The organism is Mangrovimonas futianensis (assembly GCF_021245805.1).
Taxonomy (GTDB): domain Bacteria; phylum Bacteroidota; class Bacteroidia; order Flavobacteriales; family Flavobacteriaceae; genus Mangrovimonas; species Mangrovimonas futianensis.
Map to the genome: position 1 here is coordinate 105,339 of NZ_JAJJNF010000002.1, position 18,721 is coordinate 124,059.

The 18,721-nt window shown below is 36.9% G+C and carries 13 protein-coding genes; 8 read left to right on the forward strand and 5 right to left on the reverse strand.

Annotation, left to right across the window (positions count from 1 at the left end; all coding sequences use genetic code 11):
* The first annotated feature begins 47 nt into the window (after positions 1-47).
* Positions 48-332, forward strand: coding sequence for a F0F1 ATP synthase subunit delta/epsilon (locus LOK78_RS03245; protein WP_053970970.1), 285 nt, complete (start codon positions 48-50; stop codon positions 330-332).
* A gap of 86 nt (positions 333-418) precedes the next feature.
* Positions 419-946 carry a hypothetical protein gene (locus LOK78_RS03250; RefSeq protein WP_232633604.1) on the forward strand — a complete coding sequence of 176 codons (528 nt, stop codon included), beginning with the start codon at positions 419-421 and terminating at the stop codon, positions 944-946.
* A 2-nt stretch (positions 947-948) separates the two neighbouring features.
* On the opposite strand, the gene LOK78_RS03255 is transcribed toward LOK78_RS03250, so the two are convergent.
* Positions 949-2,691, reverse strand: a complete 1,743-nt coding sequence (locus LOK78_RS03255) for a sodium:solute symporter family protein (RefSeq protein WP_232633605.1) — start codon at positions 2,689-2,691, stop codon at positions 949-951.
* A gap of 80 nt (positions 2,692-2,771) precedes the next feature.
* Complete coding sequence (locus LOK78_RS03260) at positions 2,772-4,271, reverse strand: aminotransferase-like domain-containing protein (protein ID WP_232633606.1); 1,500 nt, start codon at positions 4,269-4,271, stop codon at positions 2,772-2,774.
* A gap of 70 nt (positions 4,272-4,341) precedes the next feature.
* Between LOK78_RS03260 and LOK78_RS03265 the strand changes: the two genes are divergently transcribed.
* The 5 genes from LOK78_RS03265 to LOK78_RS03285 all read left to right on the forward strand — a co-directional run bounded on the left by LOK78_RS03265 (position 4,342) and on the right by LOK78_RS03285 (position 9,858).
* On the forward strand, positions 4,342-6,168 hold the full coding sequence (locus LOK78_RS03265) for a TonB-dependent receptor plug domain-containing protein (protein WP_232633608.1): 1,827 nt from the start codon (positions 4,342-4,344) through the stop codon (positions 6,166-6,168).
* A gap of 169 nt (positions 6,169-6,337) precedes the next feature.
* Positions 6,338-6,907, forward strand: coding sequence for a hypothetical protein (locus tag LOK78_RS03270; RefSeq protein WP_232393776.1), 570 nt, complete (start codon positions 6,338-6,340; stop codon positions 6,905-6,907).
* An 11-nt stretch (positions 6,908-6,918) separates the two neighbouring features.
* The gene (locus tag LOK78_RS03275) at positions 6,919-8,328 is read left to right on the forward strand and encodes a flotillin family protein (protein ID WP_232633609.1); all 1,410 of its coding nucleotides are present in this window, start codon (positions 6,919-6,921) and stop codon (positions 8,326-8,328) included.
* A gap of 104 nt (positions 8,329-8,432) precedes the next feature.
* Entirely contained in the window at positions 8,433-9,296 is an 864-nt protein-coding gene (locus tag LOK78_RS03280) for a cupin-like domain-containing protein (protein WP_232633611.1), read from the forward strand.
* Positions 9,297-9,330: 34 nt separating this feature from the next.
* Positions 9,331-9,858 carry a DUF6646 family protein gene (locus LOK78_RS03285; protein WP_166957064.1) on the forward strand — a complete coding sequence of 176 codons (528 nt, stop codon included), beginning with the start codon at positions 9,331-9,333 and terminating at the stop codon, positions 9,856-9,858.
* A gap of 47 nt (positions 9,859-9,905) precedes the next feature.
* Here LOK78_RS03285 and LOK78_RS03290 read toward each other — a convergent pair whose 3' ends face one another.
* Positions 9,906-10,379 carry a regulatory protein RecX gene (locus LOK78_RS03290; protein WP_232633613.1) on the reverse strand — a complete coding sequence of 158 codons (474 nt, stop codon included), beginning with the start codon at positions 10,377-10,379 and terminating at the stop codon, positions 9,906-9,908.
* A gap of 116 nt (positions 10,380-10,495) precedes the next feature.
* Between LOK78_RS03290 and LOK78_RS03295 the strand changes: the two genes are divergently transcribed.
* Positions 10,496-15,538: a RemA C-terminal-like gliding motility protein gene (locus tag LOK78_RS03295; protein WP_232633615.1), complete on the forward strand. Its 5,043-nt coding sequence runs from the start codon at positions 10,496-10,498 to the stop codon at positions 15,536-15,538.
* A gap of 9 nt (positions 15,539-15,547) precedes the next feature.
* On the opposite strand, the gene recO is transcribed toward LOK78_RS03295, so the two are convergent.
* Positions 15,548-16,267 carry a DNA repair protein RecO gene (gene recO / locus LOK78_RS03300; RefSeq protein ID WP_232633617.1) on the reverse strand — a complete coding sequence of 240 codons (720 nt, stop codon included), beginning with the start codon at positions 16,265-16,267 and terminating at the stop codon, positions 15,548-15,550.
* A complete protein-coding gene (gene porZ, locus LOK78_RS03305; RefSeq protein ID WP_232633619.1) occupies positions 16,267-18,609 on the reverse strand; it encodes a type IX secretion system anionic LPS delivery protein PorZ in 2,343 nt (780 codons plus the stop codon). Before porZ ends, recO begins: the two co-directional genes overlap by 1 nt.
* Positions 18,610-18,721 lie beyond the last annotated feature (112 nt).

Consider the following 18,721-nt stretch of genomic DNA (forward strand, 5'->3'; position numbering starts at 1 on the left):
TTTAATCCACTAATTACTAATTACTGATTACTAAATACTAAGAAACTATGTATTTAGAAATTGTATCACCAGAAGCCACCATTTTCAGTTCAGAAGTTGATTCTGTGGTTGTGCCTGGAGCTATGGGAGAGTTTCAAATGTTAAATAACCACGCACCTATTGTGTCGTTATTGAAAGAAGGAACCATTAAGATTCATACGCATTCCGATAGTAAATTGGTTTATGATGAACTGCATGGGTCTTTGGTACCAGAAGACAAACTTTTAAAACTTAAAATCAACTCTGGCACTTTAGAAATGAAAGATAATAAAGCCATTATTTTAGTCGAGTAAGCTTTATTTCGCTATAATTTTTAAAACCGTAAAGTTTTTCTTTACGGTTTTTTTATTTTAGCCAGAACCAAACAAATCAACTAGCCATGTCCCATACCATTAAATTTATCCAAAAAGTACCCCTTTGGAAAACCATCTTAGGAGTCACCTTTCTTCTTAATATCCCACTATTTATACTTCTATTTGGGATATTAGCCATTGTGCCATTAGTCTTGGTTTTCCAAACCCTCAAGCGACAAGGCACTGAAATCGATTTAAATTCAAAAAAATATCGAAATATCACCTCCTTTTTAGGTCTCAGTTTTGGAAATTGGCAGGACTTACCCGAAATAGACTATGTCTCTGTATTTGCCACAACAGAAACAGTAACTATGAGAGCAGTCTCTGCCCAATCTAGTAGAACTCAAGACATAATTAAATTGAACTTATTTCACAGCAGAAACCAAAAAATTGAGGCCTATTCCACACAAGATAAAATCGAGGCCTTTGATGTGGCTATTCAGATTGCAGAAACCCTATCTGCTGATGTTTTGGATGCCACAAACAAAGGTGATAATGAATTTATTGATATGGACCATTTCAAATTTACTAAAGAAATAAAGTACATTTCTTAAATCTATTCAACCTCATCAAGAACCTTGTTCCAAATCATCTTCAGTATAACCGCACAAACAATAGCCAAAACCGTCAATAAGAATGCTGCCAAGATTTTCCCATAAATATAATAACCAGTAGCAAACAACACGCTATAAGTTCCTATGACACCAAGAAAGAAAGCTAATATCTTATAACCAATATTTTTGAATTTACTTTCATTACCAAAGGCTACATTTTCAAAATGGCTAAGTGTTTCTTGATTACTTCTAGGCGTCATTAGTGTCACAACAATCCACCCAATAGTGGTTAAGACCACACCTATAATCAATTGCATATACCCTTGTAACTCAAACCATGGTTGTTCCAATTTTCCATTAACAAAAAACACTACCGCAATAATGAATGAAATCACCATGGCAGCAATCTCGCTGTACGGATTAATTTGCTTCCAAAACCATCTGAGTATAAACAACAGGCCGGTCCCCGCTCCTATTTGTAACAACAGATCAAAAACGTCTTTAGCTGATTTGATATAAAAGGAGAATAAAGCAGCACAAACCATCAAAAGGACTGTTGAAATTCTACCAACGAGCACTTTCTGCTTTTCGCTAGCACCTTCATTTATAAATCTTCCATAAAAGTCGTTAACAATATAGGAACTACCCCAATTCAATTGTGTGGAAATCGTACTCATAAAAGCGGCTGCGAGAGAGGTAATCACCAAACCGATTAAGCCAGCAGGCAAATAAGTCATCATAGCCGCATACGCCACATCATGACCGTGCATATCCTCATGCAACCCAGGAAAGGCGACTCCAATACTCTCTAAGGAAGGGAACACAACCAAAGAAGCCAAACCTACTAGAATCCATGGCCACGGCCTTAAAGCATAATGGGCAAAATTAAAAAACAGAGTCGCCCAAGTGGCGTGTTTTTCATCCTTGGCAGCTAACATACGTTGTGCAATATATCCACCACCTCCTGGTTCTGCTCCGGGATACCAAGTACTCCACCATTGCACCGCAAATGGGATGATAAACAACGTTATTAATGTTTCAGTATTGGAGAAGTCTGGAAGAATATTAAGTTTTCCTGAAACATTTTCATGTTGCAAAAGCTCTCCCATTCCACCAATCTCAGGCAAATTAACAATATAAATTGTAGCCCAAACAGACCCAACCATGGCCAAAAGAAATTGAAAGAAATCTGTAATCAATACCCCCTTTAAACCTCCTAACGAGGAATAAATCACCACTATAATTGAAGAATATAGCAGCGTTTCTTGTTGGGACAATCCCAATAAAATATTGGCAATTTTAGAGCCGGCCAAACAAACACCTGCCATGGTGATTATATTAAAAATAACCCCCAAATAAATAGCTCGAAATCCTCTTAAAAAACTAGCTGGTTTCCCGGAATACCGCAATTCATAAAATTCTAAATCCGTAGTAATTCCCGACTTTCGCCATAATTTGGCATAAAAGAAAACAGTGAGCATTCCCGTAAGCAACAGAGCCCACCAAACCCAGTTTCCAGAAACCCCATTGGTTCTCACCAATTCAGTAACCAATCCAGGTGTATCAGCTGCAAAGGTAGTCGCTACCATAGATACCCCTAACAACCACCAAGGCATGTTTCGTCCAGAAAGAAAAAACTCAGAGCTATTTTCCCCTGATTTTTTGGAGACTACAATACCAATTAGGATAGAAAATGCAAAGAACAAAGCGATTATAACAAAGTCTAAGGAAGAAAGATGAATCATGAAAGCGTTTATTTATCTGCTAAATATAATACAAACTTCAAGCATTCCACAATTTGATTTCATTCAATAATATTCTAAACCTAGTGAGATTTTGCTATCCTTAAATAGGCGCTTTTCAAGCTATCCATAACGTACTCTATTTCTGTTTCGTTAAGGTGACCAAACCCAAAACGGATGGCGCAAGTATTCTTATCTTGATATAAAATAGTTTTGGGAAGAAAGACATTCTCCTTGACACTCTCTTCCGTAAAACGGACCAAGGAAATTGGCTCAGTAAATTGTAGCCAAATCGCAAGTCCACCAGTTGGTTTTTCCCATTTTAAAATATCTCCAAAATGAAAATCTAATTGGTTACATAAAACCTCCAGTCGCTGTCTATAAAGCAACACATTCTTTTTTAAATAGCGGTGGATTTCACCTTCATAGATAAGCGCAGATAGCATTTGTTGCTGAATCAAATCACCTTGGGCATCTAGTAACTCCAAATAATTTTTAGCCTCAGAAATCAAGTTCTTGGGAGCTACTACAAAACCGGTTTGAAAACTCGGAAATAAAGATTGACCAAACTTGCCCAAATAAATTACCATTCCGTGTGTATCAGAGCTAGCTAAAGGTAACATAGGAGACCCTTCATACTGAAAATCATAATCAAAATCATCTTCAATGATGGCAAATTGATATTCTTTGGCCAACTCCAAAAGCTGCAGACGCCTTTCAGCACTTAATGTTTGATTGGAGGGATAATGCCTTTGCGGATTTATATAGACACACCTAATAGATTTCTTGATAAAATGGGTTTTTATATAATTGACATCCAAACCATCTTGATCAACCGGAATGATTTTTACATCGGCACCTACTTGTTGAAAGATTCTATTGGCAGAATAGTTGCTTAAATCACCTACCAAAACCACGTCCCTTTTTTTCAAAAGCAATTGAGAGACCACATACAAGCTCATTTCGGTACTTCTGGTACTAATCAAATTTTGAGGCTTCATATTGAACCCGCGAGTAGTATTCAAAAAGTTACACAGCTGGGTCTCATAATTAAAATAGAAGGAGTCTTCATTTTGATGCCATTTACTCGGCAAGTTTCTACGTTTTAAAGTCGAATTGTACCATCTAGAAAACTGATGGGTAGGATGCAATCTCAAATCTGGTTGGCCATCATTGATACTAATTTTTGCTTCTGAATATTCTCTGGTAGAAGCCAAATGAAAAGAAGCTTGAAATGGAAAACCTGTTTTATCGGGATACCTATTGATTTGATCTACTTGAAATCCATGTGCTACAATCGCTTCCTTCTTCCTTTCTGGAACCAGTACAAAAGATCCTTTATTTGCCAAGATTTCTACCCATCCTTGCGCTGCCAATTCATTATAAACAGCCACAGCCGTGTTCCTATGTATATTTAAAGCTTTGGAAAACACCCGTGTACCCGGAAGTTTTGTACCTTTAGTAATATATCCCCTTTGTATAGCATTGATTATTTGTTGGGAAATTTGAACATAAACGGGCTGGGTAGCCGATTTATCGACTTGAATTAATTGTTTTACTCGATCTAAAACCGGACTATTCATTGTTTTAAAACTGGACTAGTTTACTAATCCGGAAAATTACGAATTTTGCATCGTTTTTTAAAAATCCCTAATGAAATATACAATGAAATTAAATCTCCTCTTAGCTAGTTTTCTCGCAGGTATCTTCCTGACACAAGCTCAGGATTTCCCTCAACAAGATTTAGACTCAGTGGTGATTATCTCTTCCAGAATTGAACTTCCATTTAAAGAAAATTCTAGAACCATCACCGTCATCAACTCGGAAATGATCCAAAAAAGTGCCGCTACCAACGTAGTAGATTTATTGCAGCAGGTAGCCGGGGTCGATATAAGACGTAGAGGTACCGCCGGTTCCCAAGCTGATTTATACATTAGAGGTGGGAGTTTTGACCAAACCCTTCTTTTAATAGATGGAATAAAACTGGAAGACGCTCAAACAGGTCATCATACCATGAACCTTATCTTACCTTTAGATGTCATAGAACGCATAGAAATTATAAAAGGACCGGCAGCCAGAGTTTTTGGTCAAAATGCTTTTACTGGTGCAGTAAACATTGTTACTAAAAAAGCTTTGGAAAACCAGGTAAAATTAGGAGTTCAAGGTGGCTCTTTTGGTCAAAAAAATGCAGAAGTTACGGTGAGCAGTAATTTACAGAACACCTCTCATTTGGTGCACTATTCCAGAAACACTTCTGAAGGATATCGCTACAATACCGATTATGACAACCAGAACTATTTTATCAAAAGTAGCTTCAACAAGAACCATATGCCTATTGATCTCATTGCAACATTTCAGGAGCGTAAATTTGGTGCCAATGGTTTTTATTCTACCCCATCTGCAACTGATCAATATGAAGAAACCCAAGCAAGTTTGGTAGGACTTTCTTCGGTTTACAAACATAACAACCTCACCTTAAAACCGAGATTGTACTGGAGAAGAAATCAGGATGAATATGTTTTCATTCGTACCAATCCCGAGGTTTACAGAAATTTACATATCACCAACAAAGTTGCTGCCGAACTTCATGGATCTTATTCATCTTCTTTAGGAACAACAGGATTTGGGGTTGATTTGGCACAAGTATATCTTTCCAGCAATAATTTAGGGGACCGCGAACGCTTCATGACCAATTTTTTCCTCGAGCATCGTTTCAAGTTTCTAAATGATAAACTAGATGTGACTCCTGGTGTTGCTCTGACCTATTTTTCAGATTTTAAGTTTCATGCCTTCCCCGGGGTTGACATTGGGTATTCCATTTCAGAACAATTTAAATTTTATGGAAATGTTGGTTATACTTACCGAATTCCAACCTATACCGACCTGTACTACAGTGATCCAACGACTTTGGGTAATGACCAATTGGATCCTGAAGAGGCCATAGCAGAGGAAATAGGTATCAAATATCTAGGTGCAAAATGGAATGGATCTTTGGCATTCTTTAATCGTGATTCCAAAAAATTGATTGACTATGTCAAGGAAAATGAAGATGATCTTTGGCAAGCTACCAATATCAGAGATTTGAACACCAAAGGATTTGAGACCAATATCAATTATCGTTTTGATATAGCAGGTGATACACAACTCATGGATTTAGGTTATACCTTTATTGATGATGAAGTCAAAGATTTGGACATCGCTTTCTCACGCTATTCCATCAATTCTTTAAAACATCAAGTAACGGCAACCTATAAAGGAAGATTCTTTAATATTTTACAACCTACTATTGTATATAAATATGCCGAAAGAACTTCTGGGCAAGCTTATACCGTGTATGACGCTGGGTTATCAGTTATCATCAACCAATTGGAACTTTCAGTTTTTGCCAACAATATTTTTAATGAAGAATATTATGAAACGAACTTAGTTCCCATGCCAAAAGGCAACCTTCTTTTCGGTCTTAATTATAGATTTAAATAAGGATAAAAACACATAGAATCTAAACCCAAACGAAGCGTTTGGGTTTTTTTATTTGTAACAAAAAATGATTTTGGAATACTCATAAGTTGTAAAGGAAAAAACATGACGTTTGTAAGTTTTTTCTTTTTATAAAAAGTTTATCTTTCAACTTTACTTACAACTAACAACTATGATGGATTGGTATACTACCATGGAAACATTTCCAAAAATCTATTGGACCGTTGCCCTTGCAGGTTCATTAATATTTACTATCACATTAATTTTAAGCCTTTTAGGAGGAGAAACCGATTTAGGAGATGTTGATACAGAAATAGAAACAGATACAGGAATTGGATTCCAATTTTTAACTTTCAAGAACCTAGTTGGTTTCTTTACCATATTTGGATGGTCTGGTATCGCCTGCATGGATGCTGGTCTTTCAAAGCCATTAACCATTTTAATATCTTTCTTTTGCGGATTGATTATGATGGCCTTAATGGCAACCATGTTCCACTATATGAAAAAGTTAAACGATAGTGGTACCCTAAACTATAAAAATGCCATCAATTCTATTGGGGAAGTATATTTAACCGTAGGTAAAAATCGTTCTTCCATTGGAAAAGTACATATTAACGTTCAAGGATCCCTAAGAGAACTTGAAGCTATAACAGATGAAAGTCTAGATCTAAAACCTGGCTCAGTAATTTCTGTTACTGAAATAACCGCCAATGGCATCCTAATTATTAAAAAACAATCCTAATTATCTATACCATGACTATACCTTTATTACAAATGACAGACCTAGGTTTGCCCCTAGGAATCATTTTCACTATTTTATTTTTCTTCGTAATCCTAGTCGTTCTTATCAAGCGATATAAAAGATGTCCTTCAGACCGAATTTTGGTGGTTTACGGTAAGGTTGGCGGAGGCCAATCTGCCAAATGTATCCATGGTGGGGCAGCTTTGATTATCCCTGTAATTCAAGATTATGAATACTTGGATTTAACACCCATTTCTATTGAGGTTAATCTGGTAAATGCCCTAAGTAAGCAAAACATTCGTGTTAATGTTCCTTCAAGGTTTACCATTGGGGTTTCCACAGAACCGGGGGTGATGCAAAATGCTGCCGAACGTCTTTTAGGACTTGGTCTACAGGACATTCAAGAATTGGCTAAAGAAATCATCTTTGGACAATTGCGTTTGGTTGTAGCTTCCATGGATATTGAGGAAATCAATTCCGATCGCGATAAGTTCTTGACCAATATTTCCCAAAGTGTTGAATCTGAACTTAAGAAAGTAGGACTTAAACTTATCAACGTAAACATTACGGATATCGTTGATGAATCTGGCTATATCGAAGCTTTAGGTAAGGAAGCAGCTGCCCACGCTATTAACGCGGCCAGAAAATCCGTAGCAGAAAAAAATAGAGACGGGTCCATTGGTGAGGCTAATGCGGTTCAAGACGAAAGAACTCAAGTTGCGGCTGCAAATGCAAAGGCAGTAGATGGAGAAAACACGGCAAAAATTGAGGTAGCAAATTCCAATGCTCTAAGAAGACAAAAAGAAGCAGAAGCAGAAAGATTGGCTATTGCCTCTGAAAAAGTTCAAGCAGCCAAAGCTTTAGAAGAATCTTACGCTGCAGAAAAAGAAGCAGAGATGGCCAGGTCTGAAAGAGAAAGATCTTCTCAAATTGCTGATGTTATCATCCCAGCTGAAATCGAAAAAAGCAAAGCAGAAATCGATGCGGAAGCTGAAGCTGAAAGAATCAGAAGAAAAGCTAGGGGTGAGGCCGATGCCATTTTGTTTAAAGCACAAGCCAAAGCTCAAGGACAGTTTGAAGTATTAACAAAACAAGCTCAAGGTCTTGATCAAATTGTAAAAGCAGCAGGCAACAATTCTAGAGATGCTGTATTACTTTTAATTGCTGACAAGCTTCCAGAATTGGTAAAAATCCAAGCAGAGGCTATTAAAAATATTAAAATAGATAAAGTGACTGTTTGGGAAAATGGTCAAAGTAAGGACGGAAAAGGATCTACAGCCAACTTTTTATCAGGCTTATATCAATCTGTTCCGCCTTTACAGGAAATGTTCAACATGGCTGGAATGGAATTACCTGAATATTTAAAAGGTAAAGATCCTAATGAACCCATCATTCAAGATGAAGAAACTCCAACTACTTAATAATTGCCCCCTTTTTTAGGGGGTTTTTTATTATTAACAAATCCCTATAATTCATTTGGTAACCTTTTCTTAACTTTGAAAGGTTAATCATCATTTCAGTTTAGGTGCAATTAAAAACCATTCCTCGCGTAAAGACCCTAGATAAGGACACCTTTTTCAAAGAGTATTACAAACCTCAAAAACCTGTGGTTATCGAGCGTTTTATTGAGGATTGGCCAGCGTTTTCAAAATGGAATTTAGATTATATAAAATCCGTTGCTGGAGATAAGGTGGTTCCTCTCTATGATGATCGACCGGTAAGCCACAAAGATGGATTTAACGAACCTCACTCTAAAATGAAAATGGGTGACTATATTGATTTACTCAAAAATGAGCCTACCCGTTATCGCATTTTTTTATGGAACATTTTAAAGGAAGTGCCACAATTACAAGCGGATTATAGTTACCCAGACTTTGGTTTAAAATTGATGAAGGGACTCCCCATGCTCTTCTTTGGCGGGGAGAACTCCTATACCTTTATGCATTATGATATTGACCTAGCCAATATTTTCCATTTCCATTTCGAAGGCAAAAAGGAGATCATTCTTTTTGATCAAAATCAGAACAAAGTACTTTATAAGATTCCGCATTCCCTAATCACCAGAGAAGACATCGACTTTTCCAATCCCGATTATTCTCAATGGCCAGCACTACAGCATGCCACAGGTTTTAAAACCGAACTCAACCATGGCGAGGTCCTTTATATGCCTGAAGGTTATTGGCACTATATGCGTTATATCACCCCAGGATTCTCAATGAGCTTGAGGTCCATACCCAAAAAACCTAAGAATTTAGGTAAAGCCATTTATAACATTTTCGTTATGCGTCATATAGATAATTTGATGAGACGGTTACAAGGGCAAAAATGGATTGACTGGAAAAATGAACAAGCCGTTGTAAAAACCCATAGATATCTCAAAAGTATCTAGTATTTTTGATTAGTAAAATTTAGAACCTATTACTATGAAACAATTTTTATGCGCCCTTTCCTTATTAGCTGTATCGTTTGTTCACGCACAAGCTTTCAAGGGTAAAGGTGACCAAAAACTACAAATTGGCGCCAACTTTCAAGATTCAGCCACGGGTATTAATCTATCTTATGATTATGGTTTAGGAGAAAATATCTCTATTGGGGTGTCTTCAAGCTATGCCTTGGGAATTTCAAATGGTTTGGACAAAGATGTGGTTGTTTATGGTGGAACTGTCGTTGAAAAAGCAGATTTCACAGATCGCTTTGATTTAAAGGCCCGCTTTAATGCCAATATCGGAAACGTCCTGAACATTGATGAGAATTTTGACTTATATCCTGGTTTAAACTTAAGCCTTAAAAACTTTGGAGGCCATGTAGGGGCCAGATACTTTTTCACAGAAGGATTCGGTTTATATACCGAGGCACAGTTCCCAATTGCCAAATACAATGACAATCTAACACCAGCAGAACATCTTTACAATCAGTTTAACGTTAATGTGGGAGCGGTTTTCAACTTATAAAACATTTTTATTTTTAAAAGTAAAGTCCGGCATGTTGCTGGACTTTTTTATGAAATTAATTCACTTACTTTTTCATAAACCAAGTGCGATTCCCACCCACGATATAAGAGGTAGTCTGCCAGCTTCTTCTTTTTTTTCCAGAGGTTGATTTCCCTGATTCCATCCGCCTTTTTAACTGCCAGTTCATGAAGGGTTTCCTGATATGCTTGTGGAGAAATCTCTTTTAAAGCTGTTTCAATATTGAATTTAGAGATATCCCTAAACTTTAACTCTCTAACAATTCGGTTTCTTCCCCATTTTTTAATTCTAAATTTACCCCGAGCAAAAGCTTTGGCAAACCGCTCTTCATTAAGATAGTTTTCCTGAATCAAATGGGTAATAATATGGTCTACGGCCTCAGGAATCATTCGCATACCCATCAACTTTTCTCTAACTTCCTTATGACATCGTTCTTGATAAGCACAATAATTTTCTAGGGCTCGTTGCGCTTCTTCAACCGTAAACGTTTTACCTGTATCCATACCCTCAAAATTAATAACAATTTGTTAATAACAAGATATTTGTAACTTATTGTTTTTTAGGTCTTTTCATTTATATTTGTCAGTCCCTTATTACATGTAATTAATCCAAGTACCCCATGATAAAAAAATACACCCTCCTCTTTTTTATTTTTCTCGGCGCTTTAAACATTGGGTTTGGGCAGGTGACAATAGCAATTCAAGACTTTGAATCCGCTCCAGCAACTCCAACTCTTAATTATTCTTTTAATTCTGGTATTTTTACTTCAGCAAGTGGAAATTCTGGCAGCGGGGATCTTCCTCAAAACTCACCTCAATATACTAGTTCCAATACTTCTTGGAGAGTGATAAACAATAGCGTTGATGTCGATTTTGGTCCAGTTGACATTACATCCTATCAAGATGTACAAGTTGAGTTTAATTTAGCTGGTTTTTCAATTGGTTCAACGGGAAACGGACTTGATACAAGCGACTATATAGATGTTTATATTAGTCTAGATAACGGAATTTCGTGGTCCTATGAAATGGAAATAACCGGGAATTCTAATTCACGATGGCCTTTTAATTCTGGATCTAATAGGACTATTACATATGATGGTGATGACATTCCGCAGAGTTACAGTTCAACAAATTCCAACCCAATTAATAATGTTATTATTAATATTCCTAATTCAAATGCCGCTATTACATCAGACTTTTTGGTTGGTTTTGTTATTTCCAACAACAGTCCAAATGAATCCTGGAACATAGATGATGTTGAAATTTCAGGAGTATCCTCAGCACCTTGTCTTACTCCTACAAATCAACCAACCAGTTTAACATTAAACAATATAACGTCTTCTTCTATTGATGGTTCCTTTTCAGCTGCTACAGCAGATGAGTATCTTGTTATTGTCAGCACATCAACAACTCTTGGAGCTAACCCAGTAAACGGAATAACCTACTCTGCCGGAGATACTATTGGTAGTGGCACTGTAGTACAGAGTTCGAATACTACGACATTTAGTGCAACAGGGCTATCACAAGCGACTCAATATCATTTTTTTGTATTTGCTTTAAACTCTAGCTGTTCTGGTGGTCCATTGTATAATTTGACAAATCCTTTAACTGACAGTGAAACTACGATTAATGGTCCTTGTTATTCAATTAATGGAAGGAATTTTCCAAATACTGCCGGCTATACAATTAATAGTGGAGCAAGTGCAAAAAGATTAGCTTCAGCATCAAGTTATGGTTCAATTTCAACTAATGCCCTTACCGGTATTTCCGGGGATATAACCCTGCACTTTTCTGCTGAAGGTTGGGATAACAACGAAAATGAGGTTACAGTTACTTTAAATGGTGTTTCTCAATTTTTTAATACCATTATTGATGGATCCTATAATACCTATACAGCTTCTTTTACATCTGTACCGAACAATTCTATACTTGAATTTTCAACTGTTTCTGGAAAGAGAGTATACATTGATTTGGTTGAAATTTATTGTGGTTCACCCTCACCAGAACTTCAACTTGTTGATGACGCCTCAACCAATCAAAACTGTGGTTATACTATAGACTTTGGCTCCCAAGCCTTGTCTACTAATGCTAATACCACCTTTGCTATTGAAAATGTTGGTTCCGACGATTTAGACATCACTTCATTGGGAATCACTGGAAACTACACGGTATCTCCTACTGGACCTATGACAATTTCAGCAGGCAATTCCCAAACCTTTACCGTAACATTTACACCTACCACCAACGGCACACAGAATGGAACCATAACAATCAACAACAATGACCCCAATGAAGGGACTTGCACCATCAACTTAACTGGAGAAGGGTTTACTCCTGCTCCAGAGATTGATATTGAGAGAAATACTGGAGGAACAATTCCTAATGGCTCCTCTCCTAATATTGGTTACAATACCATTTTTGCAGCTACTGTCATGGGTGATTCTTCTTCTCCCAAGACATTTCATGTAAGCAATGAAGGTACGTCAGACCTGGATCTAACAAGTATTACCTCGTCCAATCCCACTGAATTTTCAATTTCTTTGAACCCCAGTCCGTCAACAATTAGCTCAAATACCGAAGTGGATTTTGAAATTGTTTTTTCACCCACTGGTGTTGGACTTAGGACATCTACCATAACTATTATAAGTAACGACAGTGATGAAAACCCTTATACCTTCCAAGTTCAAGGAAACGGAGATTGCGCTGCATCTCCAATTACAATTTCACCAATGTCTGGACCAGAAGCCACTATCATAAGTATTACAGGAAATAACTTTGGTTCTGCAACCACCGCAACTCTAAATGGTGTATCTATTAGCTCCGTCAATGTAATTTCCTCAACCGAACTCGAATTAAGTGTCCCTTCTGGAGCAACCACAGGAAGTCTAGAAATTACAAATGATTTGGGATGCCTAAGTTCAGAATTATTTATAGTGATAGACAATCAGATTTCAAGTTGCGAGGGTAATTCGGGCATTTCTCCAACAGAATTATTTATTAGTGAGGTCACTGACCATGGAACTGGACACCACTCTTATGTAGAAATTTTTAATGGTACTGGGGCAACCGTTAATTTATCGGGATATGAAATCCGTATCCACAATAATGGAGCTAGTACCGCGACAAGTTCAGTCACCCTCTCAGGAAGCATTATTAACGGTGATGTTTTTGTCCTTGCTTTTGGACAATCTGACGCAACTGATGCCCATGCCTCACATGGTTTTGATCAATCAAGTAACGTGAATGGCATCAATGAAGACGATCATATTAGACTATATAATGGAACCACTTGGATTGATTTGTGGGGAGATACCTCTGGTGATTCTTTTACGATTGCCTCCAAAAATTACACCTACAGACGAAAAAATACGGGTATTATAGCTCCCAGCACCACATGGAATTCCAACGATTGGGACTCCTTTTCTCCTGTCGATTATACAGATATTGGAACTTTTGATTTTTCAACTGGAGTGCCCCCAAGCATCACCTCTGGCCCTACCATCAATCAATCCTGTAATACAGCGACCATTAGTGTTGCAGCAGATGAAGGATATAGTGGAGGGAACTCCTTAACTTATCAATGGTACTATTTGGCTCCCGGAGATTCCGGTTGGACGGAAATTATGGATGATGCAACCTTTTATAATTCTGATTCTGCCATTTTGGAAATCCTAGACATATTTCCAGTGGTTGATTACCAATTTTATTGTCAGGTTCGAGAAAATGACCAAACATGCTTTACAGCCTCTAATGCTGTTTTATTGGAACTGGAATCCGTGATTTGGAACGGCTCTTCTTGGTCTCCAATTGATCCTAATTCAAACACCATAGCTATTTTAAACGCAGATTATGACACCTCAATTTCTGGAAGTTTTGAAGCTTGCAACTTGATTATTAATGACAGTGCTTTAATTATTGGTGACATCATTAATGGAGGAAGCAATACCTATGTAGAAGTACAATACAGTGTTTATGTTAACGGCAACGGATCTATTTTGGTGCATCCTCAAGCGGCTTTTGTGCAAGTAAACGATGACGGGGTATTTGAAGCCGACAACCCAGACAATTGTGAAGTAGACAAATTAACGGCACCTATGGCTCACTGGTATGAATACACATATTGGAGTTCTCCAACCATCGAAACCATAGGCGATGCCCTAGCTGAAGCCAATCCCAACAGACGATTTAAATTTAGCGGCCAAGATTTTAGAGATTCTTACGAAGAAAATGCTAATACCAATACATTTAATCCAAACCCTGGAATTGATGATATTGATGATGACCCCAATTATATTTCCGACGGTACAGGAGTTGACTGGCAATTGATGAATGCTTCTGATGATATGTTGCCGGGTGTTGGATACGCCTCTACTCATAGCACTATAGGTTTTAATTCCTTTCCATGTGGTGGAGGACCGGGATGTCAGTTTTTATATCAGTTTAAAGGTCTTTTTAACAATGGTGTAATCTCAGTACCTGTATATCGTAACGACGAAGAACCTGATGATAACAATTGGAATTTCATCGGAAATCCTTATCCATCAGCCATTAGTGCCGATGCCTTTTTGGAATACAATTCCGATATATCCTCTGCTTCCAATAGAGTAATTGACGGTGCCCTCTATTTATGGTCACAAAACACCGACGCCAATGGAAATGTCAGTGGAAACCAAGCCTTAAACTTTTCCCAATCTGACTATGCCATCATTAACGGTATAGGCTCAACGGCTACCTCTGCTGGTGGTGATGGTAGTAATCCTGATAATCGTATGATCCCTTCTGGTCAGGGCTTTTTCATTACGATGTCAGATGGCGCATTAGGGACAACATTTACAAGTAACCCTTCAAGCGATGCTGGCGACATTCAATCAAAGGATGTGATTTTCAACAATTCCATGCGAGTTAAGGGAAATAGTGATAACTCCCAATTCTTTAGAAACGCCACCCAAGAAACCAATTCGATGGAATCCATTACATTGAGTCTTACCAGTGATAACGGCATTTTTAGTCAAGTAGTTGTAGGTTATAAGGACGGAGCTACTGACGGATTGGATTATATGTATTATGATGCTCCCGCCAACTCGGTTTCCAATAACATGACTTTGGCCTATTTCCAGATAGAAGATTCCAATAAAAAGTTTGCTATTCAAGGTAAACATCCTGAAAGTTTAACGCTTGAAGAAGTCATTCCTCTGGGCTTTCAAACCAATATTGAAGAAGCTAGCATATTCAATATCGAAATTGCGCAATTAAAAGGTGATTTTATGTTATCCCATTCCATCTATATTAAAGATAATTTCTTCAATACGTATCATGATTTGACTCAATCTGCCTATACATTCAACTCAGAAACAGGCGCATTCAATGACCGATTTGAAATTGTTTTCCAAACCAATGTGTTGTCTACTTCAGAATCAGTATTGAACACAAATGACTTAACTATTGTTGAGCTTCAAAATGGACTGGTTTCTTTTTCGGTTGGAAAGAATAAAACAATCGAAAAAGTTGAAATTTATGATCTTTTAGGCAGATCCTTATTGACTTTTACAGGAAACTCATCAAAAGAGGTTTTGGATCTTTCATCACTAAGCAGCTCTGCTTATTTAGCAAAGATCACTTTAAATAATGGTCAAGAAATCACCAAAAAGGCGATAAAAAGGTAGGAAGTCGGTTTAATGAAATAGTTGGTTGAAGACTTCTAAAGATTTTGGTTTTCTAAATCCTTCAAGATGCAATTCATAATATAACAAAAGAGTATTCAAGAATTCTTGTCGTTGGCTCGCATTTAATTTAATCAAGTTAATGGATTGAATATCGGAATCCATAAGAGTCTTTAATAAATCAACCTGAGTACCAGCAATGCCTCTTTTAGGTTGCTCCTTTTCAAACTTTCCTTCTTGAAGATTAAAAAAGAACCGTTCTTCCTTTAGGTAATCATCTGGATAAAACCCAAGATGCTTGCTTAGGTTCAAAAGGAATAGTAAATGGAAATTGGCAAAATGAGATTCCTGATCCAGCCATTGAAAAGCAGTTTCAATAAAAGCAAATAGATTTTCATTTGGTTCTTCTTCCTTCAAACTACTGCTTAAAACCTCAGCTAGGAAAATTCCCAATGAGCCTTTGATAATATTGGAATGTAAGGTTTCATAAATATAATGTACCTTGACTTCTTGAATGTAATGCAAATTTCTATTCAATTGATGTTTTACATCTAATTGCAATTGAGTTAAAGGTTGAAAAAAAGCAACATTTTTGCTCCCCCTTTTAGATTTCATCACACCCTTCAAAAGGAAACTTATCGTACCGAACTTTTCTGTGTAACATCTAACAATTAAGTCATGGTCTTGATACTTGATTGAAGATAGTACAATACCTTTGGTTTTAGCAATCATTACCTTACCACCATTAGTTTCAGTACTTTGGTTTCGTAGGTATCCAAATCTGAAAGCATGATAAGATAGACTCCTGAGGCAACTGTATTATTACCCAAATTTCTACCGTTCCAAAACGCCGTTCCTCCGTCTATTTCAAGATTATAGCCTCTATATCTCATGTTCACATTTGATTTGGCCTCGGCCACCAGATTACCCTCAATATCCAAAATTTTAATATTGACGTTTTCAGGTAAGCCTCTTATTTTTACTTTATCATTGTTGATATTAAATTCAGGCCTTACTGGATTGGGAAAGACGAATGAATTTTCAAAATCTGATGTTGTCTCAGAGCCACCCGAAGAAAATGACACCAATCCATTAGCTGTTGCAATGTAAACTGTTCCATTGGACTCATCAATAGAAATATCAACTATATTATTGGAAGGCAGGGGTGAGTTTTTTTTGGTAAAATGATAGATAGTTTCTTGGCCATTGGAGCTTAGATAAAATAGTCCTGACGAAAAGGTTCCTATCCATTTATTATTAGCTCCATCAACCTCAATATCGGTAACATATTGTTCATACATCAATTCTTTGGGAACACCATCTTCTAAGATGATAATAGATTCCAATTGAGAAACAGAGCCATCAAAAAAACCAGTTGTATTATAGAGCACTCTTAACCCTTTATAGTTCCCTACCCAAACTTGATTTTGCTTATCTACAGCCAGAGAAGTAATAAAAGGACTAGGTAAATTTTCCTCCTCCGAAGCCATATTTTTCAGTGTCCCATTAGAACTGTAACCGATTAACCCCAATAGATATCCTCCGATCCATTTGTTCCCATTGGCATCTAATTCAATATCAGAATAACCAAATTCTGCATTTAAAGCTTCATCGGCAGAAAATAGGGTTCCGAAAGAATATCCTTGCCATTGCTGTGTTGTAGGATCATAAGACTTTAATGGTTTAGCAACTCTCGCTGTTAATGTCCATAAAATTCCATTTGAATCAAAAATGGATGCGCTTTGCCTTATGTTTTTATAATTTGGATTATTAGGTATTATTAGTGATTCCAATCCACTATTAGACTCATTATACAAAACGGTAGGTATTTCATCATTAATTTCTAAGATACCATCGAAAAAAGAGCTTATAAAAACTTGACCAACATTAAATGGATTGATGGCCATCTTATTTAAATTTCTAGCTCCGAAAACCTCAGAGTATGGAATATTAATCCAGCTTTCACCATTTAAATGACTAATTCCATGAAATCTTAATGGAGCTGGATTATAACTCAAAGTGTAATCTCCATAAGTCATCCATAAATTATTTTGTCTAGCTTGAATTGAAAAGGCTCCATTTCTTAAAGGTCCATCTGGATAAATTGTCTCAAAAATGGTTGCATCAGTAAGTGCCGTCTTTAACATGCCTCTATTTCCTGTCCCGATATAAAGAAATCCATCCTTTACAGTTGCAGAGGTAAAAGTATTAGCTTCAGTTTGGTTAACATGAACATACCCCAATTGATTAAAGCTTTCGTCGTACACAAACACTTCGTTCTGGGTGGCGATAACAAGTGATTCTGAGACACTTTTTAAACTTAGTGGCTGATCTTGGTAAGTAGTTAATGGTGTTAAGGTACCATTCTGGACTCTTGATAACTCCGTACTATTTCTTACCGCATATAATTGATCTAATATATCTTGCACTCCTAGAAAATTCCCCCCCGAGACGTTAGCCCACTCCTGATAATCTATTAAATCATTACTAGATGCCAGCGCTCTTTTTAACCCGTTGCTATTTTGACAAGCAGCGTAAATAAAACCTCCATGTAAAGCTGTTTGTTTAATTGGTATTTGGGCACCTCCAGTTCCAATATAATAAGTATCCCCAAATTCAAGAGCTAGTAAATCATAGACAGATATACCATAGTCAGTAGAAATATAAACTACTCCTTCATTTTCCTTAAAATGATTAATTCTTTTGGTATTTGGAGGAATGGTAGGTTTGTCCAGAATATCAACTACACTCAATATATTGCCATCTTCCATGACAATGTCAATCAAACCGTTCTCATAACCGACCAATAACATCATATAGGCTTCACTATAATAAATCGCAGATATGGATTCTCCAGATAAACCATTCACCGTATCAATGGTTTCTAATTCTGATGTAGTCGTATCATAAGAAAATATGGCATTCTCAGCTGCAGCATAAATTTTGCCATTTCCCTGAGATATATCTTGAATATTGAAATAGGAGTAATGACCTTTCCACAGGGAAGAATAATCTTGCCCTGAAACAAAGCCACTTATCAATAAATAAACAATTAAGAGGACTTTTCTTATCATAAATAAATTACTGCGTCAAATATATTTATATCTAACGATAATTAGGGTAAAATCATACAATATCAAATAAAAAAACCTCCAAAATTGGAGGCTTTAATAATTAGTTTGTGTG